We start from the raw sequence: 23,932 nt of genomic DNA, 5'->3' as shown, positions 1-23,932 counted from the left end.
CCCAAATTCGAACGATAAAAGAAACAAATTCAATTTGTTTTTGCGTTGTTTAGCCAAATAAATTATTCGGTGGTAAGAGGTTTTTCTATGCGTTTTTTAGAGGCTCTCTCGGTCATCGAACATAATATTTCGCTATTCGGGCCGCGTTTGGGGCGGGATCAAAGAAAAACACTCTGGTCCGGTTATGTGTTGGGATATTTCCCAAGTAATGGGTGGGAGACCTTCTGCATCGGAATGTTCCACTGCGTTTACACAATGCCCAAATGAATCAAGTGCAGGAAGAAATAGCTGACCATTAATGTGGACGTCTCTAACGATTTTAAGTTCATCTTCGTGTGTAAATTTGTTGGCCTCTATTGCCCAGTTTTCAATGTTCAAACTCCAGTCATTCGAGCGTAATTCAAAGACTTTTGTCATGAGGTCGTCGAGTGAAGCTGTGTTGTTTGAGGCATGGCGAATTCTGGCGTCTAGGTCAGCAAAATACAAAGCGCCGCGCCAGTATGGGGCATGTCTGATATCGCCTTCACTATCATCAAAACCAATATGAACAATTTCATCAGCGCTCATTGCTCTACCGGGGTTGGCGTAATATCTCTTTGTCAGCGTATTTAGGCGATTTGCGTAGTGTTCCAGGCTTTCATTTCCAGACCTGAAAGGCGTGGTGTATTCGTAATACGTGGTGAGCCCTTCGATAAACCAAGTGCTATCACCATGGGATTCATCCATATGGCCAACCCACATATGAAGCATTTCATGCGTAAAGGTGAAACGAGGGCCTTCTTTGCCGATTTCGTGTTCTTCAGCTGGACCTCTTGAAAGCATGAAAGAATTACCTAGAGCCGTTGCCCCTCCATAAGGAGGAGTATCCAACTGACGAAGAAAGACACGATAATCGTCTCCGGTTGCATCATGTGAAAAGAAGTCACTTAGATAAGCGTGCATTTTTGTAACAAAACGCATTTCTTTTGTAACATCATAAGGGAAGTCACCTAACCAAAAGCCTTTCATGTGGCTTTTGGTGATATCGTCAGGAAAGTGGCTGACAGGTCCTGCCATATACCATCCATTGCGAGTGTCGGAGGGAACGCCATTAAATTGTGTTGAAAAATCACCAAACGTGGTGGAAGCAATCGCATTTGTGTCAAATGAAGATAAGTCCCAATCTATATAATTGGTTTTGCTGTCGACATTTAGAGGCACCAATAGAAAGCCAGAACCTGCGCCGCTGACACCTCCTGATGCGGGGCGTATGCCAAATGCGGGGCCATCTATTGAATTAGGTGGTTGAACCAAGGAGCGGTAGGATATGCTGATTGGAAATTGAATTTCGCGGGTCGCAGTCCAAGTTCTAAAGTAGGGAAAACCACCGGGTGCTTTGGCATCATCTTCGAAAGTAAAGGTAACAATGCCATTTGCATCATTCACTTTCATATCTTTTGTGCGTTCGGCGATACCTTCAACTCTGACGTAAGTGATAGGTATTTGAAGCTTGAGCCTCTCTTCGCCAGCATTGAGGTTTCCTTCTACAATCGAGTTTACCAAGATTGCTTCTACTTCTCCAGACTCATTGAGTTCTGGTTTTAAATTAATTGAAAAAGAAGGGGGTTTTTGTTCAGGGATTGAAACTGTGTTGGTTCTTGGAGAGCAAGATATGGTGAAAACTGCCAGAACAAATGATATGGCTATACCTGTGCGCATTTTTGTCATTTTGAAAGCCATAGGTTTTGTCCTGTTAGTTTGTGAAACGAAGGCTGCTAAGCACTAGAAATAATGTTTCACTCCCAATCAGAAAGGAATAGTCCTAAGACTGTCTTGCACAACTCTTCTGAGGATAGTGTATTCGAGCACGGGGCTTTTCTGAGATAAATTATCCCTTCGTTTGTCAATTAGAAAAATATACCTGCGTCCTATAGGGGGAGTTCTGTCGAGTATTTTTGGCATTTAAGAGCGATTTGCGATGTTGCAGAGGCGACTGAAGGATGAGTCAAAATTTCATGCATTAATAGTCTTTCAAAGGAACTGACTGATTCCTCCCGCACGATTAGTGTATAGTCGTATGACCCTGTAACTGAAAAACATTCCATAATTTTTGGAGTACGCTCGACAAATTGCTCAAAGCTTGTGCGCGCTTCCGGTGTGTAATTGGCTAGGTTGATTGAAACGAATATGCACACACTCAGGCCTGCGATGTCTGGATCTAAAAGAGTGACGCGTTTCCGAATGAGGCCATTGGATTCAAATTCTTGAATTTTGCGCCATAGTGTTGTGCCAGACATGCCGGCTTGTTCAATGAGTTCATTCTTTGGGATGATTGCGTTTTTTTGCAGTAAGTTCAGAAAAGTCCTATCTGACGCAGAGAAAGACATATGTGCGCTCCATGTTTCAAAAAAATCTAATTATTGAAATAATTATTTCAAATATTGTCGGAATGCAATAAAGAAAGAACGGACAAATCCAAGAAGGCTTGCTCCAATGAATGAACGTCATGGAGGCTTAAAATGGCTACCGATGTTCAACAAAAAAACCGCTATTCAAATGCGGATAAGAACAGTGATTACACAATAGATCAGGCTTGGGACACATATTCTATTGCTGAACACAATCGATGGGATCGGTTGTTTGAATGCCAAAAGAAGGTGCTCCCCGGAAGAGCGTGCGATGCTTTTTTAAAAGCAATGGAATCTCTTGAATTATCTGAGCAGGGCATTCCTCATATGGGGAAGCTATCGGATAGACTTGAAAAAATGACCGGCTGGAGTGTTGTACCCGTCGCTGATCTTGTTCCTGACGATGTCTTTTTTGATCATTTGGCAAATAAGCGCTTTCCTGCCGGTGCTTTTATACGTCCTGAGAAGGAATTTGAATACCTGCAGGAGCCGGATGTATTTCACGATGTGTTTGGACATGTCCCTTTGCTGGCTGAACCTGTTTTCGCTGAGTTTATGGAAGCTTATGGCAAGGGTGGGCAGCGCGCTCTCAAGCTGGGGCAATTGCCGAATCTTGCGCGCCTCTATTGGTATACAGTCGAGTTTGGTCTGCTTCAGACTGACGATGGTCTTCGCATTTATGGCGCTGGAATAGCATCATCACCGAATGAAAGTGTGTTCTCGCTAGAGGATTTCTCGCCAAATCGAGTGATGTTGGATCTCGAGCGTGTGATGAGAACAAAATACATTATTGATGATTATCAACAGACTTATTTTGTCATTGATAGTTTCGAAACGCTTTTAGAAGCTTGCTACCAAGATTTTGGTGATCTGTATGCAGCAACTAAATCTCTCGAGGCCATAGAAGCGCATGATCTAATTGAGACAGATCAAGTGCTGCATCGGGGAACATTGAATTACTTTAAATCCAAAAAAGATGCCGTTTAGGCGAATATGATATTCTGGAGAAACTAAAATGACAGATTTGTTTGAAAACCCAGTTGGTCTGAATGGCTTTGAGTTTATAGAATTCTCGGCACCAGAAAGAGGTCTCCTTGAACCCGTTTTTGAAACAATGGGTTTTGAGCGGGTTGCAAGCCACCGATCCAAGGATGTTGATCTTTGGAGACAGGGAGGCATTAACATAATCACAAATTATGAGCCGCGTTCGGCGGCTTGGTATTTTGCTCGTGAGCATGGACCTAGCGCATGCGGAATGGGGTTTCGCGTTCGTGATGCAAAAAAAGCCTATGACTATCTTTTGCAGCAGGGGGCAGAGCCTATTCAGGTTGAAACAGGCGCGATGGAGCTGCACATCCCTGGAATTCGCGGCATCGGTAATTCCATCATTTATTTGGTGGACAGATATGATGAAGGTGGCAATGAACTCAGCATATATGATATTGATTTTGAATATCTACCAGGCGTTGAGCGCCACCCTGAAGGGTGTGGGTTTAAACTCATTGACCACTTAACGCACAATGTTTACGGCGGGCGTATGGCCTATTGGGCTGGCTATTACGAAAAGCTGTTTAATTTCCGTGAGATAAAATACTTTGATATCAAGGGTGAATACACTGGATTGACATCGCAGGCATTGACCGCACCTGATGGGAAAATCCGTATTCCGTTGAATGAAGAAGGTAAATCTGGCGGAGGTCAGATTGAAGAGTTTTTGCGCCAATATAATGGCGAGGGGATTCAACACATTGCTTTGATATGTGATGATCTGGTTGCTTGTTGGGATAGGTTGAAAGCTAAAGGCGTTCCGTTCATGACCGCCCCTCCAGGAAGCTATTATGACATGCTGGATGGGCGCTTGCCTGGACATGGTGAGCCTATCGAAGAGTTGCGCACGCGAGGTATCTTGCTTGATGGAACGACTGAAGGGAATGAGCCGCGATTATTGTTGCAAATCTTTGCTGAGCCGCAAATAGGTCCCGTTTTCTTTGAGTTTATTCAGCGCAAAGGAGACTACAAAGATGGCTTTGGAGAAGGTAATTTCAAAGCATTATTTGAGAGTATTGAAAGAGATCAGGTTAACCGAGGGGTTCTGGAAGCAGAAGGTGCAAAATAATGTCTTCGCCAGTTTTAAAAGGACTGCATCATGCTGCTTATCGTTGCAAAGACGCCAAAGAAACCGTTGAGTTTTATCAAAATGCTCTAGGCATGAAATTTACGACAGCGTTTGCGGAAGATCACGTGCCATCTACGGGGGCATATGATCCATACATGCATATCTTCTTGGATGCGGGAAATGACAATGTCCTCGCATTTTTCGAACTTCCTGAGCAGCCTGAAATGGACCGCGACAACAACACGCCAGAATGGGTGCAACACATTGCATTTAGGGTGGGGAGCGTGGAAGAATTGGTGTCTGCTAAAGCGCATTTGGAAAGCTTGGGAATTGAGGTTTTAGGACCTACGCATCATGGCGTATTCCAATCGATTTACTTTTTTGATCCCAATCAGCACCGCATTGAATTAGCTGCGGATATAGGGACGAAAGAGCAATATGAGGAATTGGCGCGGGTTGCGGGTCCAATGCTTGAAGAATGGTCTTTGACAAAGAAGGCACCACGTCACGCGGCATGGTTGCATGAACTTGCACGAAGCAAAAGTGGAGATAGCTGATGCGATTGTACAGCTATTACCGTTCGTCCACCAGCTATCGGGTAAGAATTGCACTTAACCTTAAAGGGGTGAATTATGACTATGCTGCAGTGGATTTAAAGTGCGGTGAGAATAAATCTGATGATTTTGCTGCTGTAAATCCACATAAAACATTGCCTGTTTTAGAAGCTGGTGATGTACTTTTGGTGCAATCTCCAGCAATTCTTGACTGGTTAGAAATCAATTATCCAGAACCGTCATTTATACCTGCGGATAAAGCAAAAGCTCAGATTGCGCGCGAATTATATTATGCGATTGTCTCTGAAACCCATGCGCCTAACAATTTGCCAGTGCTTCAATATTTGAAATCTGAGTTTGGAGCCGATCAGAGGCAAATTGAAAAATGGATACAGACTTGGAATCATCGAACTTTGGAAGCGATTGAAAGACGATTAAGTGTGATTGGTTGGGAAAATGACATACTCCCATTTGGTGTGCCGACATTGTTTGAGATAGCTCTCATCCCGCTCATTTATAATGCAAATCGATGGAATACGGATTTGTCTAATTTTCCGATTATTCAACGCGTTGACGCGCATTGTTGCGCTTTGCCATCATTTAAAAAAGCGCGCCCTGAAATTCAACCAGATGCACCTAAGGAATAAATTATGAAACTTGCAACACTTACTAGCGATCAGCGAGACGGGACATTTGTTGTTGTTTCTAAAGACCTGACAAAATGCATAGAAGCGACAGACATTGCGCCATCACTACAGGCCGCCATAGAAAACTGGTCGATTATTGAGCCTCAACTAAAAGCATTAGCGAATGCTTTGGAAGATGGGTCTGTGTCTGGGAAAGTTTTTGATCAAGAACAGTGTGAAAGTCCATTGCCTAGACCTTATCAATGGCTAGATGGGTCTGCTTATATCAATCATGTTGAACTGGTGAGACAGGCGCGAGGGGCTGTGGTCCCTGAGAGCTTTTATTCTGATCCTTTGATGTATCAAGGTGTGTCTGGGTCTACATTGCGACCGTATGATGCCATTCCATTAGGTGATGTCGCGTGGGGCTGCGATATGGAAGCAGAGGTTTGCGTTATTACTGATGACGTTCCCATGGGGGTTGCCGAAGAAGAAGCAGGTCATCATATAAAGCTGATTTTATTGTGTAATGATGTGTCTCTTAGAGGGCTTATTCCAGCAGAATTGGCAAAGGGGTTTGGCTTTGTGCAATCAAAGCCGCTTTGTGCATTTTCTCCGGTAGCAATTTCTCCCGATGAATTGGGTGAATTGTGGCAAGATAGTCTTGTACATCTGCCATTGCGTGTCGATTATAATGGGCAAGCTTTCGGGCGCGCCAATGCAGGCGTTGATGCAACGTTCAACCTCGCGCAGCTCGTAGCACATGCCGCCAAAACGCGACCATTGATAGCAGGAACAATAATTGGCTCCGGTACGGTTTCTAATAAAGACGAAGATGGAGGTCCTGGGCGTCCCGTAAGCGAAGGCGGGCTTGGGTATTCTTGTATCGCTGAGATACGAATGATCGAACAAATCAAAACAGGCAATCCCGAGACTCCTTTTATGAAGACAGGAGATACAGTGCGTATTGAAATGTTGGATGCGGCTGGACATTCAGTCTTTGGTGCTATTGATCAAACAGTAACCGCTGTTGAATTGTCTGATAATAGATAGAAGCTGGGAGCAACACACACAGATGAGCACAAAATTTTCTTCGCTTTCAATTCTCCCACCGGATGCATTGTTGGGTTTAATGGCCGCTTATAAAAGCGATCCGCGTGAAACTAAATACGATTTGAGTGTTGGCGTGTATCGAGACTCAAATGGTGTCACGCCTGTTATGTCGGCGGTTAAGAATGCTGAATTACGGTATTTGAACGATCAGACGACGAAAGTGTATGAGGGGCCAAGAGGAAATGCTGATTTTTGTGACTCTATCGAAAATGTGATTTTAGGCGATAATTCTCTTGTTCGTGAAGAAGGGCGCACTTTGTCTTTCACTACACCGGGGGGATGTGGTGCTTTGTATGTTGGAATGAATTTGATGTCGCGTTTGGGTATCAGTAAGATTTGGGTTTCTTCGCCGACATGGCCCAACCATATTAATATTGCTAAATCATCGGGGTTTGATGTTGGAGAATATCGATATGCCAGTTCTGAGACTGGGGGTGTGGATCGAGAGGCAATGTTCGAAGATTTCTCGCAAATCAAGAAAGGCGACGGCGTTATTATTCAGGGTCCATGTCACAATCCGACAGGTATGGATTTATCTGTAGATGATTGGCGTGCGTTGGGCCAATTGTCTAAAGATGTAGGTTTCGCCGTTATGCTTGATATTGCCTATCATGGTTTAGGTGAGGGGCTAGACGAAGACATGGAAGGTGTTCGGGCATTTATTGAGGCTGCGGACGATGTGATGATCGCTTACTCTTGTTCGAAGAATTTTGGTTTATATCGAGAGCGTGTGGGGTGTTTCCTTGCTATTTGTGAAGAGGCATCCTCAGTGGCGTCGGTATCATCTCAAGTAGCTGATGTTTCTCGTGCAGCGTGGTCTATGCCACCGGCGCACGGAGCTGCTATTGTTGCAACAATCCTTTCCAACAATGGCTTGCGAGAAATTTGGGAAGCGGAACTGAGCCAGATGCGGGGACGTATTCAAGGTTTGAGACAAGAATTATCTGAAAAATTAGTTTTAAAAACGGGAAATGAGACATTCCAGCATTTAACGACCCAGAAGGGGATGTTTAGTCAACTCCCGTTTGATGCGGAGGCTACACACCATCTTCGGGAGGCATATGGTGTTTATATGCCGGCGAGTGGTCGAGTGAATATAGCCGGTTTAGATTCAAAAGAAATTGAGCATATTTCTGATTATCTTGCTCGAGTTTTTATAGAGAGTGAGGCAAGCCGTAATGAGTGATGTAGATATAATCGCACAACTTGAGCAGTTTGAGGCTGGTTGGTCTGCCGCGCCTGATAGGAAATCGGTTTCTACTCATTTGAAATTTGAGACTTTTGCTGCGGCTTGGGCATTTATGACAGAAGTTGCAATCGGTGCTGAGCGGCTTGATCATCATCCCGAATGGCAAAATGTCTATAATCGTGTTGAAATTAAATTGACGACACACGATGCCGATGGGGTAACAGAACGAGACCTAGAGCTTGCGAATGTGATTCAGAAAGCTCTGTCTGCTCGCACATATTCGGTTTATTGAGTGAACTTGAGTGATGGTTGCGATCAAGTTTTATGGCGGTAAGAATTAAGAGTGTTTTTATCGAGCAATGCTCTGAGTTAGCTGCAATAAGAGCAAGGTGCAGCTAGCCAACATTGTGCTGGCTAGCTGCGAGAATTTTGACGCTATTTCAAATCGAAACGATCTAGCATCATTACTTTTGTCCAAGCAGCAATGAAGTCCGAGACGAATTTTTCTTGGCCATTGTCGTAGGCATATACTTCAGCAACAGCGCGAAGCTCAGAATTGGAACCGAATACAAGATCAACTTCCGTAGCAGTCCATTTTCTATCGCCTGATGTGCGGTCAAATCCTTCAAACACACCATCGTCTGTCTCTGATTTTTTCCATTCAGTCGACATGTCGAGTAGGTTGATGAAGAAATCATTGCTTAACGTGCCTGGTTTGTCAGTGAAGACACCGTGTTTTACGCCGTTCGAGTTGGCATCTAGCGCACGCATACCTGCTACCAATACAGTCATTTCCTTAACTGTAAGGGTTAGCATGTCTGCACGGTCAATCAGCATTTCAGATGGTGAGCGGCGCGCATACTTACTGTAGTAGTTACGGAACCCGTCAGCAGCTGGTCTAAGCATCTCAAAAGTAGTTACGTCTGTGTTTTCTTGAGTTGCGTCAACACGACCAGATGTGAATGGAACTTTGATTGAAACGCCGCCTGCTTTTGCTGCATCTTCAATTGCAACTGCTCCGCCCAAAACAATAAGGTCAGCCAAAGATACTTGGCGCTTAGTGTTTTTTTCATTGTAAGCATCTTCAATCTTGGATAGCTCGGCAACCACTTTGTTTAAAGATTCTGGGTCATTTGCATCCCAGTCTTTTTGCGGGGAAAGCGTTACGCGTGCACCATTGGCACCGCCACGTAAATCTGTGTCACGAAAGGTTGTAGCAGAAGCCCAAGCCGCTTTCACTAGATCAGTGTTGGAGAGACCTGTATCACGGATTTTTTGTTTTAGTTTCTTGATGTCATTATTGCTGATGTTTTTGTAGTCGACAGTTGGAAGAGGGTCCTGCCAAATGAAGCTTGCTTCTGGAACTTCAGCGCCAATATAGCGTGCTTTTGGTCCCATATCTCTGTGCGTCAGTTTAAACCAAGCTTTAGCAAAAGCCTCATTCATATATTCAGGGTCTTCAAGGAATTTTGCAGTGACTTTCCCATATTCAGAGTCATAACGTAATGCTAAGTCTGTCGTGAACATTATCGGTTGGTGAATTTTTTCAGGGTCAAATGCATCAGGCACAAATCTGACGTCTTTATCTTCTGGAACCCATTGTGTTGCACCAGCTGGACTTGTTGTTTTAACCCATTCAAAATTATACAAATTCTCAACAAAATTGTTTGACCACATGACTGGTGATGCTGTCCATGCGCCTTCAAGTCCTGATGTGGTTGCATCTGGGCCGACTCCAGTTCCACATTTGTTTTTCCAGCCTAAGCCTTGTTCTTCCACGCCAGCAGCAGCTGGTTCAGCAGCGACACACTCGCTAGCTTTGTGTGCACCGTGTGCTTTTCCTAGTGTGTGGCCACCAACGATTAGGGCAACTGTTTCCTCATCATTCATACCCATACGACCAAATGTCGTTCTAATGTCTTTTGCAGCCGCCATGATGTCGTGGCTTCCGTGTGGTCCTTCAGGATTTACATAAATCAGACCTAACTCAGCTGCAGAAAGTGGTTCCTCTAATTCACCATCTTCAGAGTATCTTTTATCGGATGTGAGGAATTTGCTTTCTGCACCCCAGTAAACAAGTTCAGGTTCCCATGCATCCACACGACCACCAGCAAAACCGTATGTCTCAAAACCAGCATTTTCTAATGCCACATTTCCTGCCAACACCATTAAATCAGACCAAGAAACAGAGTGACCGTATTTTTGTTTAACGGGCCATAATAGGCGGCGTGCTTTATCTAAGCTTGCATTGTCAGGCCAACTATTAAGCGGTTCGAATCTTTGCTGGCCACCATTTGCGCCTCCGCGTCCATCGCCGGAACGATATGTACCAGCGCTGTGCCACGCCATGCGGATGAAGAACCCTGTATAGACGCCATAGTCTGCGGGCCACCAGTCCTGAGAAGTCGTGAGAATGCCGTTGATGTCAGCTTTGAGGGCATCTAGGTCAACTTGTGCAAATGCTTTTGCATAATCAAATTGCGCGCCGACAGGGTCTGCGTTGTAATCATTTTGACGGAGACGGGAAAGGTCTACTTGTTCAGGCCACCAATAGCTCACAGATTTGGGAGCGACATCATTGCTGATGGGCGTTTTACCCATCCCAATTCCGTTGAAGCCTGGGGGTGTTGCATTGGCTGATCCTGCGAAAGCCACACATGTGGAGAGCAGGGCTATTTTCAATGTGTTTTTCATGTTGAGTTCCTTAAAACAGAACCTCCATCAACCGAAATATGAGACAGAAATTTGTCGGTCGACCTGGTTCCTCCCAGAGAATTTTTCATTTAGGAGACGTCTCTTTTTAATTCGATTATTTGCAAAACATACGAAATGTAGTGAGGGTCTCAGCAATATAATGTATAGATTTTGCGATAGTTTGGAAAAGTGATTGTTTCTATGATGGTGATAGACTGTGTCTATGATGCTGATTGCATGTGTGATCAGTTAAGGGTGAGTTAGGCCTTGGGTGTGGTTTCCCGCCATTCCAGCATGCTGGTGACAATTTGATCAAACACAGGCTTGCGTGCACAGCTTTTCCGGCAAACTAATACGATAGAACGAAAGGGTACTTGCTCAGCAAAAGGAATGTAGGAGATGCCATCTGGCTTGTTTTCGTTGATAGCTATTTCTGGCATAATAGTAATTCCAGAATTTGCTCTTACCATTTGTCGTAGTGTTTCAAGGCTTGTTGCGCGAAAGTCTGGTTCATTGGTTGAGCCCATAATTTGACATAGATCTAGAGCTTGATCACGCAGGCAATGACCCTCCTCTAAAAGCAATAAACGCTCAGAAAGCAGGGCTGATTTATCGATAGATTTTCTGTTTGCGAGTTTGTGTGATTGGGCGACCGCTATTAGAAAAGGGTCATTGAAAACGTGTTGAACGAAAAAGCCATCTTCTTCAAATGGTAGTGCGAGGAAAGTTGCATCTATTTGCCCTTGTTTTAGCATTTCTTTTAGTGTGTCGGACTTTTCTTCCAACAGAACTAATCTGCTCAAAGGCATTATTTTGCTTAGGATTGGTACAAGGCTGGGAAATAAATAGCTGGCAAGTGTTGGAAAAGCACCAAGTCGAAATGTTCCCGAAAATGGATCTTGTGCTGTTTTTGCGATTTCCTTAATTTGAGCAGTATCGGCAAGAATTTTTCGAGCGTGTTGGACGATTTTCAATCCGGCTTCTGTCGGGAAAACTTGCTTATTCGTACGTTCGAAAATAGCAACGCCTAGCTCATCTTCTAGCTTTTTTATTTGCAAGCTCAAGGTTGGTTGGCTGACATTACAGTATTCTGCAGCGCGGCTGAAATGCGTGAGGTTGGCTACTGCAACGACGTATTCTAGGTCACGAAGATTCATAACTCTCACCATTTAGAGATAACACAACCAATACACTTTAGAATTATTCTAAATAAGATCAAGTCAAAGGTTTGCTTTGATTTTAGGAAAGTGAAATTTAGCCTCTGTTCAAAGTGGCAGGGGCTGGTCTTCCAGTTGTGGGGTGATGCTATGAACTCAATGCCTCTAGTGTCAAAGATAGGCTTGTCTTGAGTATGGTTTCCACATATAGCACTGTCTGCGAATTATTCTCAATAAAGAAATAGACTTTGAAACCGATAAGCTGGAAAGTTTTGGTCACTGGTGTTTTGCTCACCACTTGCTCTTCATACGCATTTGCACAGGAGAGTTCTGACAGTAATGACCAGTTGACGATGGATACTGTAACAATCACCGGAAGTTCACAAGTTGAACTGACTTCAGAATATGCTGGTGGGCAAGTGGCTCGCGGAGGGCGCGCGGGCCTACTTGGTAACCTAGATTATCTTGATGCGCCGTTTTCAGGTACAGCTTACACGTCTGAATTGGTTCTAAATCAGCAGTCACAAAGTGTTGGGGATGTGTTGCAAAATGATCCCGTTGTCCGCGTGGCGAAGGGATTTGGTAATTTTCAGGAAGTTTACATTCTACGCGGTTTCCCAGTCTATTCAGATGATATTACGTTGAATGGAGTCTATGGTGTACTGCCTAGACAATCTGTAGCGGCAGAATCGCTTGAGCGTGTTGAAGTGTTTCGCGGTGCTAGCGCGTTTATCAATGGTGCTGCTCCTGGTGGTAGTGGTGTCGGCGGAACGATCAACCTTGTTCCTAAGCGTGCACCAGATGGTGGAATTCAGCGGTTGACCCTTGGGTATGAAACTGCAGGGCAGGGCTATGCTGCAGTTGATCTAGGGCAACGCTTTGGTGCAAACAATGATTGGGGGGGTGCGTTTTAACGCGGCATTACGCGACGGAGAAACGTCGGTTGAGGACCAAAACCGCAATCTTTCTGTTTTTTCCATAGGAACAGATTATGCGGGAGAGCGGTTCCGTTTTTCTGCTGATCTTGGATATCAAGACAATCAGATTGATGCACCGCGCCCGCAAGTTACACCATTGGGCGATATACCTGCTGTGCCAGATGCTGACGTCAATTTTGCTCAACCTTGGACATATACAAGTGAAGAGCAATTATACGGTGCAGTGCGTGGGGAATATGATCTTACAAGCAATGTAAAAGTTTGGCTTGGTGCTGGTGCCAGAAATGGTGAAGAAGACAATGTTTTGGCAAACCCTAGAGCAACTGAAGATGGGGTTTTGTCTGCCTACCGTTTTGATAACACACGTGAAGATGCCGTTGTATCATTTGATACAGGGCTGAGTGCAGAGTTCGATACTGGACCTGTGGGCCACCGCATTGCGATTTCTGCTTCTTCTGTGAATTTGGAATCAAAAAACGCATATGCATTTTCTAGCTTTGTCGACACATTTGCATCAGACCTTTATTCGCAGATTGCAGTTGTTGCGCCTGCGGCAGATTATTTTATCGGTGGAGACCTTGCTAGCCCGCTAAAAACAGAAGAGGTGACCAACCAATCTTTTGCAATTGCGGATACTTTATCTTTTCTAGATGATCGGGTGTTGGCCACAATTGGACTGCGGCAACAGAATATTGAAACAGCAAGTTTTAATTATAATAGTGGTGCTTACTTGTCTGGCTATGAAGACAGCAAGATCACGCCTGCATTTGGTTTGGTGTATAAAGCAACAGATCAGTTTTCTGTATATGGAAATTATGCAGAAAGCCTTCAGCCGGGTGAAATTGCGCCTGCGACAAGTGGTGGTGTTGCCATTGGAAATGCCGGTGAGGTGTTAGAGCCATTTACTGGAGAGCAGGTAGAAGTCGGTGCCAAATATGATGGTGGAGATTTTGGTGCGACGCTGTCTTTATTTCAACTTACACGCCCCAATACTATCGTTGTAGATCAGGTGTTTACTGCATCTGGTGAACAAGAAAACTCAGGTTTGGAATTAAGTGTGTTTGGGGAGCCAGTGAATGGTGTGCGTCTTATCGGGGGAGCAACTCTTCTTGATTCAAAACTTTCCCGCACGCAAGATGGTCTAAATGAAGGTAATACACCCATTGGTGTTCCTGAATTGCAAGCCAACCTGAATGCTGAATGGGATGTGGCAGCAATTTCTGGGCTGACTTTAGATGGACGGATTGTCTATACGAGTGAGCAATATACTGATGGAGCAAATACAAGGCAGATTGATGGTTGGACTCGTTTAGACTTAGGTGTTCGTTATGCTTTAGAAGTGGGCGCTCAGCCTGTTACTCTACGTGCACGGGTCGAAAATATTACAGATGAAGCCTATTGGGCTTCAACAGGTGGGTATCCAGGGGCGAATTATTTGATACTAGGTAATCCACGTACAATTAGCTTATCGGCCTCAATCGACTTTTAGGACATTACAATGACGGGGATGCAGGCTTCGACGATAAAAGTGTGGACTTGGGTTCACAAATGGACGAGTCTTGTCTGCACTCTCTTTCTACTTATGCTGTGTATAACGGGGCTCCCGCTTATATTTCATGATGAGATAGATAATGCTCTAAATCCAGATACTTGGCGGCCTGCTAACCCCGATGGGCCGTATCTGACGCTTGATGAAATCCTATCTGTTTCATTGGCTGAACGACCGGGTGAAGTTCCAATATTCATGAGTTTTGATATTGAGAGACCAGTCGTAAATGTTACGACAGGCCCAGATGAAAATAGCCCAGCTTCGCAGATGCATTTTGCGTCCTTTGATCTGACCAGCGGAGATATTGTTCCCCCTGCGGATCGAGGGGAAAGTGTCATGGAATTCATATTACAGCTGCATACTGATATGTTTCTTGGTCTGCCAGGTATGTTGTTTCTCGGGGCTATGGGCGTTGTGTTTGTTGCGGCGGTTATTTCTGGTGTTGTTCTATATGCGCCTTTTATGCGTAAGTTGGAATTTGGAACTTTACGGCGCAACCAATCAAGTCGGTTGAAATGGCTAGATTATCATAATCTGTTTGGAATTGTTACGCTGGCATGGGTGCTTGTTGTTGGTCTTACAGGTGTGATCAATACGTTGGAGAGACCAATCATAGATACTTGGCGAGCCCATGAACTTGCTGATCTAGTGACTAAAAATGAAGATGGGACAAGTATAACAAAGCGTGCATCTTTAGATATTGCTGTAAAAGAAGCGGTCTTACTTGCGCCGGACATGGAATTGCAGTTTGTCGCGTTTCCGGGCAGCAGATTTTCAACATCCACGCATTATGCTGTTTTCCTTCACGGCAATTCACCGCTCACTGAGAATATCATTGTGCCCGTCTTAGTTCATGCTGGTACAGGTGTGGTTGCGGGGCTGCGAGAAATGCCATGGTATACAAAGGCTTTGTCGCTATCCCGACCACTGCATTTTGGTGATTATGGTGGGTTTATACTGAAGTTTGTTTGGTTTGTTTTAGACATAATAACGATTATTGTATTGCTGAGTGGGCTTTATCTATGGTTGACCAAAGCCGAGGCGGGGCGGCGTTCTGGTGTGAGGCGTAAAACCTTGTCGGAGGTTGGCCAGTGAAAACAAGACAAGAAAAGCCGAGTGCTCTGCGGCGTCTCAGGGGAATATTTGGCATACCTTTTGCGCTATTTGTGTTGAGTTTTGTTGGGCTTATATCCGCATTGATGATTGATGGGTGGCTTGATATTTTGGCTAGTCTGGCGGTTGGCTCGAGCTTGGCGGCAATCTTGTGGGCCCGCTTTGGGTAATCCGTTTTTTCAATAGAATTTAGTTTCTCATTTTAACAAGAAACATTGATAATTCTCGCTATCTCCATCCAATAAAGCATAAATTTTGATCGTAATTCCGTAAATTTACGTACGAATTCGTGCAAAATTACTTTTTGGAAGGAGGATTTCGCTGTGAATTCGTGCTTTTCTTAAAGTTGCAATTACTGTGACTGGATTTCATATATATTTGATCGAAAGGTTATGAATTCGTTATCTGGTAGTTACCTGCCGTTTGCAAAATAACCTATAAATTTCATGATTTTATGCATGTACTTCTAGTAGTGTTTTTGTGGTGTGAAATTGTGATTGCGTTATCACTATATTTTAATTGCAAATTTATTTATGTATATATCTAAAATATATTCATTGAATATAAGTATAGATAATATAATATTCCTATTAATATGATCAATATTAGTATTGTTTTTGTTTTTTTATTTGCTTTGTACTTTGATGAAATTGATTTAACGAAAAAACACTATTTTTGTTCTTGTTATTTTTGATTATGATTAATTGAAAACTTAGTTTGACGCCATGTAAATTTACCAAATAACAACCTTCCGTTTATTAAGCTGTGTCTAAAGTATAGCGAAGGGACACAAGAAACCCACATGCTATCGATAGAAGCTTTGCTTTGGAGGCTATTGTGGTGGACAACAAAACGGAAATTTCGACCAATCCGGAAGACCTACCTGGACGTGTAGATGGTGATCTAAGTATCTCTGCACATCGTTTGGATGCTGATGAGTATGGTGCTCAAGATGTTGATGGTGCATCTGAAGGCATACTTGGCTCAGGTAATATGAGTTTTGCCAGCCTTCAATCATCGCAGGTTGATGAAGGGGCGTTGGGCGAAGGTATGCCCGACCTAAATATTTCGTCACTAAATAACATGTTTGATCTTGGCGATGTTAATGTGTCTTGGAGTGAGGGCGTTGAGCCGACAAACCTAGATGGCACACAATTATCGACGGCTGAGAGCTCTTTAGGAAATTCACCTGGTGTTGCCGATGATTATGTGAATAATTCAGTTGGCTCGACGGGTGCATCTAATTTCCAAATGTCCAACCCTGGCGGTGCGTCATTGTTCTCCAAAGGCTCAGAGAGTCCGAACTATTCAAATGTTTTTGATCCGTTGGGAAGTTTAGACAATTCTGACGGGAATGACGACGAAGACGCAGATGAAGTCGTCGATGACGAAGCACAAGATATCGCAGATGTTGAAGGTGATGATTCAGGAAATCAAGACGATTTACCTACTCAGCCGAATGATAATAATACTCCAGATGCGTCTGAGGGGTCGGATAATGGTGGAGGCGGTACTTCTACGGATACTAATGTAGGAAATGGGCAGTCAGACACTAATCCTGATACTGGGAATGGAGGTCCTATAACACCTGACGAGTCTGAAAATGAGTCTGATGAAGACGAAGAGACTGATTCTGAAGACAGTGATGATGACGATGAAGAAGCGGAAGATGATACAACAAATGATGAGGATACAGATGAAGTTGACGACACCGAAGAGGTAGTCGACGATGTTGAAGAAGTTATTGAGGATGTCGTCGACGAGGTAGTAGATCCAATTCTCGACGATGTCGAAGAGGTTGTTGAAGACGTCGTTGACGAGATAGTTGATCCAATTCTCGACGATGTCGAAGAGGTTGTTGAAGACGTCGTTGACGAGATAGTTGATCCAATTCTTGATGATGTTGAAGAGGTTGTTGAGGACGTCGTCGACGAGATAGTTGACCCAATTCTTGATGATGTCGAAGAGGTTGTTGAGGACGTCGTCGACGAGATAGTTGACCCAATTCTTGATGATGTCGAAGAGGTCGTTGAAGACGTCGTCGACGAGGTAGTTGACCCAATTCTTGACGATGTCGAAGAGGTTGTTGAAGACGTTGTTGACGAGATAGTTGACCCAATTCTTGACGATGTTGAAGAGGTCGTTGAGGACGTCGTCGAAGCGGTTGAAGAGACTGTCGAAGACGTTGTTGAAGCAGTCGAAGATGTTCTCTCCGACCTATTAACACCGGGCGGTTCAGAACCAACAGATCCAGACGCTTCAGATGAAGATCTGACAGTGGATGGTGATGTTGACCTTGCGGGTCAGGACATTGTTGACCTTGATGTCGATGTTAATCTTGATCCAGTTGAAGCCATAGTTGGTGATGTCGACATTGATGTGGACGCGGTTGCAGAAGTTCTTTCTGATGATGCCATCCTTGATGTGGATGTTGACGCAAGCGTTGAAGCGCTTGGCGAAGAGTTAGAGGCTGCACTTGATGTGGTGATCGGCGAAGACGCCGGTGATGATGTTGAGGCTGTGGCTGAAGAAGTTGTCGAACCGGTTGTTGAAGCAGTTGAAGAAACAGTCGAAGCGGTAGCTGAAGAAATTGTCGAGCCAGTCAGTCGTCGAAGAAGTTGTCGAGCCTGTTGTTGAAACAGTCGAAGATGTTCTCTCCGACCTATTAACACCGGATGGTTCCGAGCCATCAGATCCAGACGCTTCAGATGAAGATCTGACAGTGGATGGCGATGTTGACCTTGCGGGTCAGGACATTGTTGACCTTGATGTGGATGTTAATCTTGATCCTGTCGAAGCTATTGTTGGCGATGTCGACATTGATGTGGACGCAGTTGCAGAAGTTATTTCTGATGATGCCATTCTTGATGTGGATGTTGACGCAAGCGTTGAAGCCCTTGGCGAAGAGTTAGAAGCTGCACTTGATGTCGTGGTCGGCGAAGATTTAGAAGGTCTAACCGTTCTGGAAGACCCGCTATTTTTAGGCAGCGATGAGGATACTCAAGCAGAGGCACCATTTGATGGCTGGACCGAAGAAAGCGTGAGTGTGGGTGGTTTGTTTGATGATTTGGTAGGCGGTCCATCAGCTGGAGATAGCGAGCTTCCTGAGCCTGAATCATCTTTTGGTGAAGGGCTTGGAGAGTTACAGCTCTCATTAAACTTTGGTGGGGGCGGAGATGGGTTTATCTAATGTTTGGGGAGCTTTTTCTCAAAAGATTTCTAGTTTGCGTGCTGGTGTTTTTAGAGGCGAGCGATCTAAGGATGATGTTCTTTTTATTGAAAGTTTCCGGGAAAATACCAGCTCGATTATCTTAAGTACGTTAGCGATATGCATCCTATCGCTTGCGCTGCCTATTACAACTTTGCAGGTCTATGACCGTATTTTGGTCAACAAAGGGACTGGAACGATTGTGGTCCTCATAGTTGGTGTTGTCGTTGCGATAATGCTGGAAACTATGTTGCGAATTGCACGTAACTACGTTTTGACACGTTCAGGTGCTGCCTATGAGCACAGAATGATGGTCCGTTTTGTTGATCATTTCATCAATGTTAGTGCAAATAATACGCGTAAAGGTGGGGTTGGAGAGTTCTTGCACAATCTTTCAACATTGGCGCGACTAAGGGAATTTTATACAGGCCAGCAATTGGTGACATTCGTTGAGTTGATGTTTGTGCCAATTTACTTGGTTTTACTAACTTATATATCCGGTATTCTGGTCTTAATTCCGATCTGTATCCTAATTTTGTTCGGAGCCATAACAGCATTCAATGGCAGCCAGCACAAATTCTATCTGAAAAAGCTGGAAGATGCAGACGATAAACGTTTCAACTTTCTTGTTGAGGCACTTGAAGGCATTCATGCACTCAAGGCATTTGGTTTTGAGAAGATGTTTTCGCGTCGTTATGAGCATATGGAGGCAGCATCAGCACGGGCGCATTACGATCTTAGCTGCCATGTGTCTATGACGCATAATTCCGGTGGCTTGTTTGCAAACATCATGGTCATCGCAGTTATAACATTTGGCGCGGGAATGGTGTTGTCAGGAGGAATGACAAACGGTGCTCTCATCGCAGCGCTTCTGCTTTCCGGTCGTCTTATGCAGCCTATTCAGAAAGGGTTGTCGCTCTGGACGCGCTATCAAGCTTTCAAAATTACACAGGCTAACATTCAAAAGATTCTAGCAGGCGAAAAAACAGAAACCCTGACGAGAAATAATGCCTATGTACGTGAATCTGAAGGTAATTTGGAATTAAAGAATGTGAGTTTTGTCTGTGAAAATACAGGTAAGACTATCATTGATGACGCTAGTTTTGAAATGAAACGAGGTGATTCACTCTTAATTACCGGAGTACATGGTGCAGGTAAGTCGGTGTTGATGAAGTTAATTGCAGGAACACTCACGCCGACTACGGGCAAAGTGATACTCGATAGAGAAGATATCAGAACATATGAGGCAAGAGAACGCGTTAAGCATGTTGGGCACTTAGTTACATCTCCTTCACTCATTCGCGGAAGTATTCGCCACAATATTTCTTCTTTCGGTTTAGCTGACCCTGTTAAGGTTAACCAAGTTGCTCGTATTTTGGGAGTCGATGCTGAAGTCGCCAAATTACCGGGTGGTTTTGATACGATTGTCACTGGCAATTATAGCGATGCAATACCACCAGCGTTGAGTCAGCGCATAGCAATCACGCGTGCATTAGCTGAAAAACCTCGGATCATTCTATTTGATAATGCTGACAGATCCATGGATTTTGAGGGCTATCAGACAGTCTACAAGCTTTTGGCGCGCCTTAAATCTCAAGTTACCATGATCATTTGCTCCGATGATGAAAATCTGCGCGCGCTAACAGACAGACACTACCATCTGGTGAATGGCCGGCTGGAAGCAGGTGGAAGGCAGCGACAAGTTCAAAGTTTCACTAATTTGAAGGAGTATGGCTAGTGTCCGAGGTTACTCAAAATGTTCAACTCCTGACCAAATCGGCAGAAATTAGAATTGAGATTAGTAAGCTCGCATCAGCTATCTTTCTATCGGGCCGTACGAATTTTGAATCTCCAGGTGCTTGGGAGATAACACTCCTAGCATTGTTGCTTGAACTTGAACCTACAATCACTGTGGACCGTATCGTGGAAGCGCTTCCATTTTCGAAAGAACCTTTGAAAATGGAAGGTGTGTTAAACACTATTGCAAACTTGGGTTTTTACGGCCGAAAACATGTTGATAGCATTCAGAGAATAGACAGCCGATTATTCCCAGCTTTAATGGTGAACCGCCACGAAGAACCAATTCTTCCCATTCGTAAGGATGAAAATGGGGTTTTGGTGTTTGATCCCGAGACGCAGGAGTTAGATGAGCGTTCAAATGATGTGAACGGCGTAGTCTGGATCTTTCGACGTTATGAGGAAAATAGGCAATCGACCTCTCACTTCCAACGTAAGGGGAGTGGCAAGAGCTGGTTTATCGCGACTGCAAACCGTTTTAACGGGACTTTGTTTCAGGTTTCAGTTGTTGGGTTTCTTCTAAATCTCGTTGCGATCTCGATCCCTATCTACATTATGCTCGTGTATGACCGGGTGATTGCCTCTGCTGCGCCAGATGTACTTCCGATGTTATGCGTGGGTGCAATTGCGGCTATGTGTTTTGATGGTGCCTTTAGAGCTGTTCGGGCGTCTGGTTTATCTTGGGTATCAGGGCGCCTAGATAATATTGTAGGTAACAGAATATTTTCTCATCTTTTATCATTGCCGCCATCTATAATTGAAAACGCATCTGTCTCATCGCAAATATCAAGAATTAAGACATTTGAAGCAGCGAGAGATTTCTTCAGCAGTCCAGCTTTTATGTCAGCTCTTGATGCTCCTTTTGTGGTCTTGTCGATTGTTGTTTTGTATTTTGTCGCAGGCCCGCTATTCTTGGTGCCGGTTGCAGCTATTGGCCTGTATTGCGTCTTATTTTGGCTGGTACGAAATAAAATAAAGACCATTATTCGCATCGCAGCGAAAGCGAGTTCTGCGCGACAGCAATTTGCAATCGAGACATACGAGAAAATAGATACAATTCGTTCTCAAGGGCTTCAGGAAAAGTGGATCCGAAAGTTTCGTGATGTTTCTGGCCGAGAAATGATGCTACATTTTGATATGGGGTTTCTGGGCTCTGTCGTCGAGACTTTAGCACATGCAATCACTCTCATATCGTCTGTTGCAACAATTGGTTTTGGTGTGCACTTGATTTGGGAAGGGCAAATTAGCCCTGGTGCTTTGGTGGCGTCTATGGTCCTGACTTGGCGTGCACTCGTACCTTTCTATTCTCTGTGTTCCATGGTCCCAAGACTTGAACAAATTAGGAATAGTATTCTTCAGATCAACGATCTGATGGAAGTTCGTAGTGAAATTGAGGAAAACCCAAGCGCCGCCAAACTTCCGCGCGTTAGAGGTAGGATCACTTTTGACAATGTCTCTTTCAAATATGGAGAGGCTGGAGATTACGTCTTTAAAGATCTGTCTTTTCGTGTCGCTGCGGGAGATTTTGTCGCCCTCACTGGAACGACGGGAGGCGGAAAAGCCAGTATTTTGAAGCTATTGCAAAAGCTTTATCAGGCGGAAAGCGGTGCCGTCAGAATAGATGGATTTGATATTCGTCAATTGGAAGCAAATAGCCTTAGAAGACAGATCGCTTATGTTCCGAAAACACCCACTTTATACAGCGGAAGTATTTTGGAAAATCTTAAATTGGTGCGTCCAGACGCTACAGATGAGCAGATACAACGTGTACTTGCTCTATCTGACGCGCAAGACACAATCAATCGACTACCTAAAGGATTGGAAACTCAAATAGGCACGAAAGGCCAAGTGGAGGTGAATTCCTCATTGGCTTTCAAAATTTCACTTGCGCGAGGTTATTTGCAAGAGGCTTCTATTCTGTTGATAGATGAGGTGCCAAATTCGCTTCTGTCAGACCGTTTAGGTATGAATTTGAAGAAATACCTGTTGGACGTCCGCGGGCAGCAAACAGTATTCTTAAGCACTTATCGTACTGATTTCATTAATATGGCGACTACGGTCATTAATCTCAAGGGGCGCGAAAAGCCGTTTGTGCAATCTAGTGACACAACTCAATCCACCAATATTCAAAAGCCTGCTGGGGAGGCCGCATAATGTTTAATCTTATTTCTCGTTTGAAACGTGATCGGCGTGACCGTCAAATGCGTTTCCTTTCGCAAGCAGTCCAATTGGAGGAAACAGTTAATCCTTACATTGTGCGTACAACCTTAGCTTTAGTGTCCTCGCTTATACTCGCATTTTTGGTGTGGTCGTCATTCACTAACATTAATGAGGTCGCACGGACGTCAGGTGAGGTTATACCGCAAGGTAAAAAGCAGCTTGTTCAACATTTAGAAGGCGGGATTATTGACAAAATACACGTTGAAGAAGGTGATTTGGTTGAAGCGGGGCAATTGCTCGTATCTATCAGCGCTAAAGCGATAAATGAAGATCATAGAATTCTTGTTGCTAAGCAAGTTTTTCTACAACTACAGGCGGAGCGCCTTAGGGCCTTCATTGAAAAGCGTGAACCAGATTTTTCTGGCTTCGATCTGAGCGCATTGAAATACTCTGATCAGCAAGCATCATTTGAATCAATGAAGGTGTCGCGTGAGCAAGAGCTTCAAATAGTTAGTCGTCAGCTTGAGCAGAAGCATGAACTAGAGCGTGGACTCTTGTCTCAAAAAGCAAGCGAAACTGAAAAACTAAAAATATCTCAGCAGATCTATGACAATCGTAAATCGCTTGCTGAAAAGGGGCTGTTTCCAGCAGTTCGACTAATGGAAGAAGAGTTGAAACTCACAAAATTAAAGGACTCTGTGGCTGCACTTAACAATAAATTACGGCTCGCACGTCAGGAAATGAATGAATATGAAAGTCGAATTGCTGGGTTGCAGGCGACACAATCTGATCAAGTGCTTGAACGTTTGAATATTACCGTGTCGGAAATTTCTCAAAATGAAAATGCCGTCGACAAGCTCAATGAACGTATTCAGCGGTTGAATATAGTGGCTCCCGTTTCTGGGCGCGTGAAAGGAATGTCGGTAAACACTGTCGGTGAGGTTTTAACCGCCGGAGAAACAGTGATGGAAATTGTTCCTCAGGACCGGACGCTAGAAGTTCACGTCAAGATATCACCGAAAGATATTGGATATCTTCGTCGCGGGCAGCCTGTTCGGGTTAAGTTTAGCGCGTTCGATTTTTCTCGATTTGGTGCTGTGAATGGGAAGTTGGATTACATCTCAGCTGCCACCTTCACGGAGCCCAATGGCGGGCGTTTCTACAAAGGAACAATCCTTCTGGATAAGTCTTTTGTTGGAGCGGATACGCGTAACCAGATTCTCCCTGGAATGACAGTTATGGCCGATGTCGTAACGGGTGAAAAGACTATCCTGCAATATCTACTAAAGCCAATCCATGTTTCCTTGAAAACAGCCTTTACAGAGAGATAA

Annotated in this window: 19 protein-coding genes; 15 read left to right on the top strand and 4 right to left on the bottom strand. The window is 44.2% G+C overall.

Translation table 11 applies throughout. From position 1 onward, the window contains the following. Positions 1–132 precede the first annotated feature (132 nt). Entirely contained in the window at positions 133–1,719 is a 1,587-nt protein-coding gene (locus HBAL_RS13440; RefSeq protein ID WP_015828491.1) for a M61 family metallopeptidase, read from the bottom strand. A 188-nt stretch (positions 1,720–1,907) separates the two neighbouring features. Next, positions 1,908–2,366, bottom strand: coding sequence for an Lrp/AsnC family transcriptional regulator (locus HBAL_RS13435; protein WP_015828490.1), 459 nt, complete (start codon positions 2,364–2,366; stop codon positions 1,908–1,910). 132 nt (positions 2,367–2,498) lie between these two features. Between HBAL_RS13435 and phhA the strand changes: the two genes are divergently transcribed. From phhA to HBAL_RS13400, 7 genes are read left to right on the top strand one after another with little or no spacing between them, the layout of a single operon-like run. Further along, on the top strand, positions 2,499–3,374 hold the full coding sequence (gene phhA, locus HBAL_RS13430) for a phenylalanine 4-monooxygenase (RefSeq protein ID WP_015828489.1): 876 nt from the start codon (positions 2,499–2,501) through the stop codon (positions 3,372–3,374). Positions 3,375–3,402: 28 nt separating this feature from the next. After that, positions 3,403–4,503, top strand: coding sequence for a 4-hydroxyphenylpyruvate dioxygenase (hppD, locus tag HBAL_RS13425; protein ID WP_015828488.1), 1,101 nt, complete (start codon positions 3,403–3,405; stop codon positions 4,501–4,503). Then, positions 4,503–5,060: a VOC family protein gene (locus HBAL_RS13420; RefSeq protein WP_015828487.1), complete on the top strand. Its 558-nt coding sequence runs from the start codon at positions 4,503–4,505 to the stop codon at positions 5,058–5,060. Before hppD ends, HBAL_RS13420 begins: the two co-directional genes overlap by 1 nt. After that, positions 5,060–5,704 (top strand): maleylacetoacetate isomerase, encoded by a 645-nt coding sequence (maiA, locus tag HBAL_RS13415; protein WP_015828486.1) that lies wholly within the window; start codon positions 5,060–5,062, stop codon positions 5,702–5,704. Before HBAL_RS13420 ends, maiA begins: the two co-directional genes overlap by 1 nt. Before the next feature lie 3 nt (positions 5,705–5,707). Continuing rightward, complete coding sequence (locus HBAL_RS13410; RefSeq protein WP_015828485.1) at positions 5,708–6,736, top strand: fumarylacetoacetate hydrolase family protein; 1,029 nt, start codon at positions 5,708–5,710, stop codon at positions 6,734–6,736. A 22-nt stretch (positions 6,737–6,758) separates the two neighbouring features. Beyond that, positions 6,759–7,982: an amino acid aminotransferase gene (locus HBAL_RS13405; RefSeq protein ID WP_015828484.1), complete on the top strand. Its 1,224-nt coding sequence runs from the start codon at positions 6,759–6,761 to the stop codon at positions 7,980–7,982. Further along, positions 7,975–8,277 carry a 4a-hydroxytetrahydrobiopterin dehydratase gene (locus tag HBAL_RS13400; protein WP_015828483.1) on the top strand — a complete coding sequence of 101 codons (303 nt, stop codon included), beginning with the start codon at positions 7,975–7,977 and terminating at the stop codon, positions 8,275–8,277. Before HBAL_RS13405 ends, HBAL_RS13400 begins: the two co-directional genes overlap by 8 nt. 143 nt (positions 8,278–8,420) lie before the next feature. On the opposite strand, the gene katG is transcribed toward HBAL_RS13400, so the two are convergent. Next, positions 8,421–10,586, bottom strand: a complete 2,166-nt coding sequence (gene katG, locus HBAL_RS13395) for a catalase/peroxidase HPI (RefSeq protein WP_407635712.1) — start codon at positions 10,584–10,586, stop codon at positions 8,421–8,423. 353 nt (positions 10,587–10,939) lie between these two features. Further along, complete coding sequence (locus HBAL_RS13390) at positions 10,940–11,836, bottom strand: LysR substrate-binding domain-containing protein (protein WP_041301635.1); 897 nt, start codon at positions 11,834–11,836, stop codon at positions 10,940–10,942. A 248-nt stretch (positions 11,837–12,084) separates the two neighbouring features. Between HBAL_RS13390 and HBAL_RS16940 the strand changes: the two genes are divergently transcribed. The 8 genes from HBAL_RS16940 (at position 12,085) to HBAL_RS13350 (ending at position 23,932) form a co-directional block, all read left to right on the top strand. Further along, positions 12,085–12,750 carry a TonB-dependent receptor plug domain-containing protein gene (locus HBAL_RS16940; protein WP_233356695.1) on the top strand — a complete coding sequence of 222 codons (666 nt, stop codon included), beginning with the start codon at positions 12,085–12,087 and terminating at the stop codon, positions 12,748–12,750. Then, positions 12,728–14,263 carry a TonB-dependent receptor gene (locus HBAL_RS13385; RefSeq protein WP_233356694.1) on the top strand — a complete coding sequence of 512 codons (1,536 nt, stop codon included), beginning with the start codon at positions 12,728–12,730 and terminating at the stop codon, positions 14,261–14,263. Before HBAL_RS16940 ends, HBAL_RS13385 begins: the two co-directional genes overlap by 23 nt. A gap of 18 nt (positions 14,264–14,281) precedes the next feature. Continuing rightward, on the top strand, positions 14,282–15,418 hold the full coding sequence (locus tag HBAL_RS13380; RefSeq protein ID WP_041302384.1) for a PepSY-associated TM helix domain-containing protein: 1,137 nt from the start codon (positions 14,282–14,284) through the stop codon (positions 15,416–15,418). Between the two features lie 858 nt (positions 15,419–16,276). Then, complete coding sequence (locus tag HBAL_RS13370; RefSeq protein ID WP_041301632.1) at positions 16,277–18,073, top strand: hypothetical protein; 1,797 nt, start codon at positions 16,277–16,279, stop codon at positions 18,071–18,073. Beyond that, positions 18,027–18,626 (top strand): hypothetical protein, encoded by a 600-nt coding sequence (locus tag HBAL_RS13365; RefSeq protein WP_015828477.1) that lies wholly within the window; start codon positions 18,027–18,029, stop codon positions 18,624–18,626. The genes HBAL_RS13370 and HBAL_RS13365 overlap by 47 nt, the downstream gene beginning before the upstream one ends. Next, positions 18,613–20,382 carry an ABC transporter transmembrane domain-containing protein gene (locus HBAL_RS13360; RefSeq protein WP_015828476.1) on the top strand — a complete coding sequence of 590 codons (1,770 nt, stop codon included), beginning with the start codon at positions 18,613–18,615 and terminating at the stop codon, positions 20,380–20,382. The genes HBAL_RS13365 and HBAL_RS13360 overlap by 14 nt, the downstream gene beginning before the upstream one ends. After that, on the top strand, positions 20,382–22,595 hold the full coding sequence (locus HBAL_RS13355; protein ID WP_015828475.1) for a peptidase domain-containing ABC transporter: 2,214 nt from the start codon (positions 20,382–20,384) through the stop codon (positions 22,593–22,595). The genes HBAL_RS13360 and HBAL_RS13355 overlap by 1 nt, the downstream gene beginning before the upstream one ends. Further along, on the top strand, positions 22,595–23,932 hold the full coding sequence (locus HBAL_RS13350) for an HlyD family type I secretion periplasmic adaptor subunit (protein ID WP_015828474.1): 1,338 nt from the start codon (positions 22,595–22,597) through the stop codon (positions 23,930–23,932). The genes HBAL_RS13355 and HBAL_RS13350 overlap by 1 nt, the downstream gene beginning before the upstream one ends.

It is taken from the genome of Hirschia baltica ATCC 49814 (assembly GCF_000023785.1).
In the GTDB taxonomy this organism is placed as follows: Bacteria; Pseudomonadota; Alphaproteobacteria; order Caulobacterales; family Hyphomonadaceae; genus Hirschia; species Hirschia baltica.
Note: the sequence above shows the minus strand (reverse complement) of the source record. Positions and strands in the feature narration are given on the sequence as shown.

Coding starts and splice junctions, on each gene's coding strand:
- phhA (WP_015828489.1), top strand. CDS start 2,499: ATGGCTACCGATGTTCAACAAAAAAACCGCTATTCAAATGCGGATAAG.
- HBAL_RS13420 (WP_015828487.1), top strand. CDS start 4,503: ATGTCTTCGCCAGTTTTAAAAGGACTGCATCATGCTGCTTATCGTTGC.
- katG (WP_407635712.1), bottom strand. CDS start 10,586: ATGGGTAAAACGCCCATCAGCAATGATGTCGCTCCCAAATCTGTGAGC.
- maiA (WP_015828486.1), top strand. CDS start 5,060: ATGCGATTGTACAGCTATTACCGTTCGTCCACCAGCTATCGGGTAAGA.
- hppD (WP_015828488.1), top strand. CDS start 3,403: ATGACAGATTTGTTTGAAAACCCAGTTGGTCTGAATGGCTTTGAGTTT.
- HBAL_RS13440 (WP_015828491.1), bottom strand. CDS start 1,719: ATGGCTTTCAAAATGACAAAAATGCGCACAGGTATAGCCATATCATTT.
- HBAL_RS13405 (WP_015828484.1), top strand. CDS start 6,759: ATGAGCACAAAATTTTCTTCGCTTTCAATTCTCCCACCGGATGCATTG.
- HBAL_RS13360 (WP_015828476.1), top strand. CDS start 18,613: ATGGGTTTATCTAATGTTTGGGGAGCTTTTTCTCAAAAGATTTCTAGT.
- HBAL_RS13400 (WP_015828483.1), top strand. CDS start 7,975: ATGAGTGATGTAGATATAATCGCACAACTTGAGCAGTTTGAGGCTGGT.
- HBAL_RS13435 (WP_015828490.1), bottom strand. CDS start 2,366: ATGTCTTTCTCTGCGTCAGATAGGACTTTTCTGAACTTACTGCAAAAA.
- HBAL_RS13380 (WP_041302384.1), top strand. CDS start 14,282: ATGCAGGCTTCGACGATAAAAGTGTGGACTTGGGTTCACAAATGGACG.
- HBAL_RS13410 (WP_015828485.1), top strand. CDS start 5,708: ATGAAACTTGCAACACTTACTAGCGATCAGCGAGACGGGACATTTGTT.
- HBAL_RS13390 (WP_041301635.1), bottom strand. CDS start 11,836: ATGAATCTTCGTGACCTAGAATACGTCGTTGCAGTAGCCAACCTCACG.
- HBAL_RS13385 (WP_233356694.1), top strand. CDS start 12,728: ATGATTGGGGGGGTGCGTTTTAACGCGGCATTACGCGACGGAGAAACG.
- HBAL_RS13350 (WP_015828474.1), top strand. CDS start 22,595: ATGTTTAATCTTATTTCTCGTTTGAAACGTGATCGGCGTGACCGTCAA.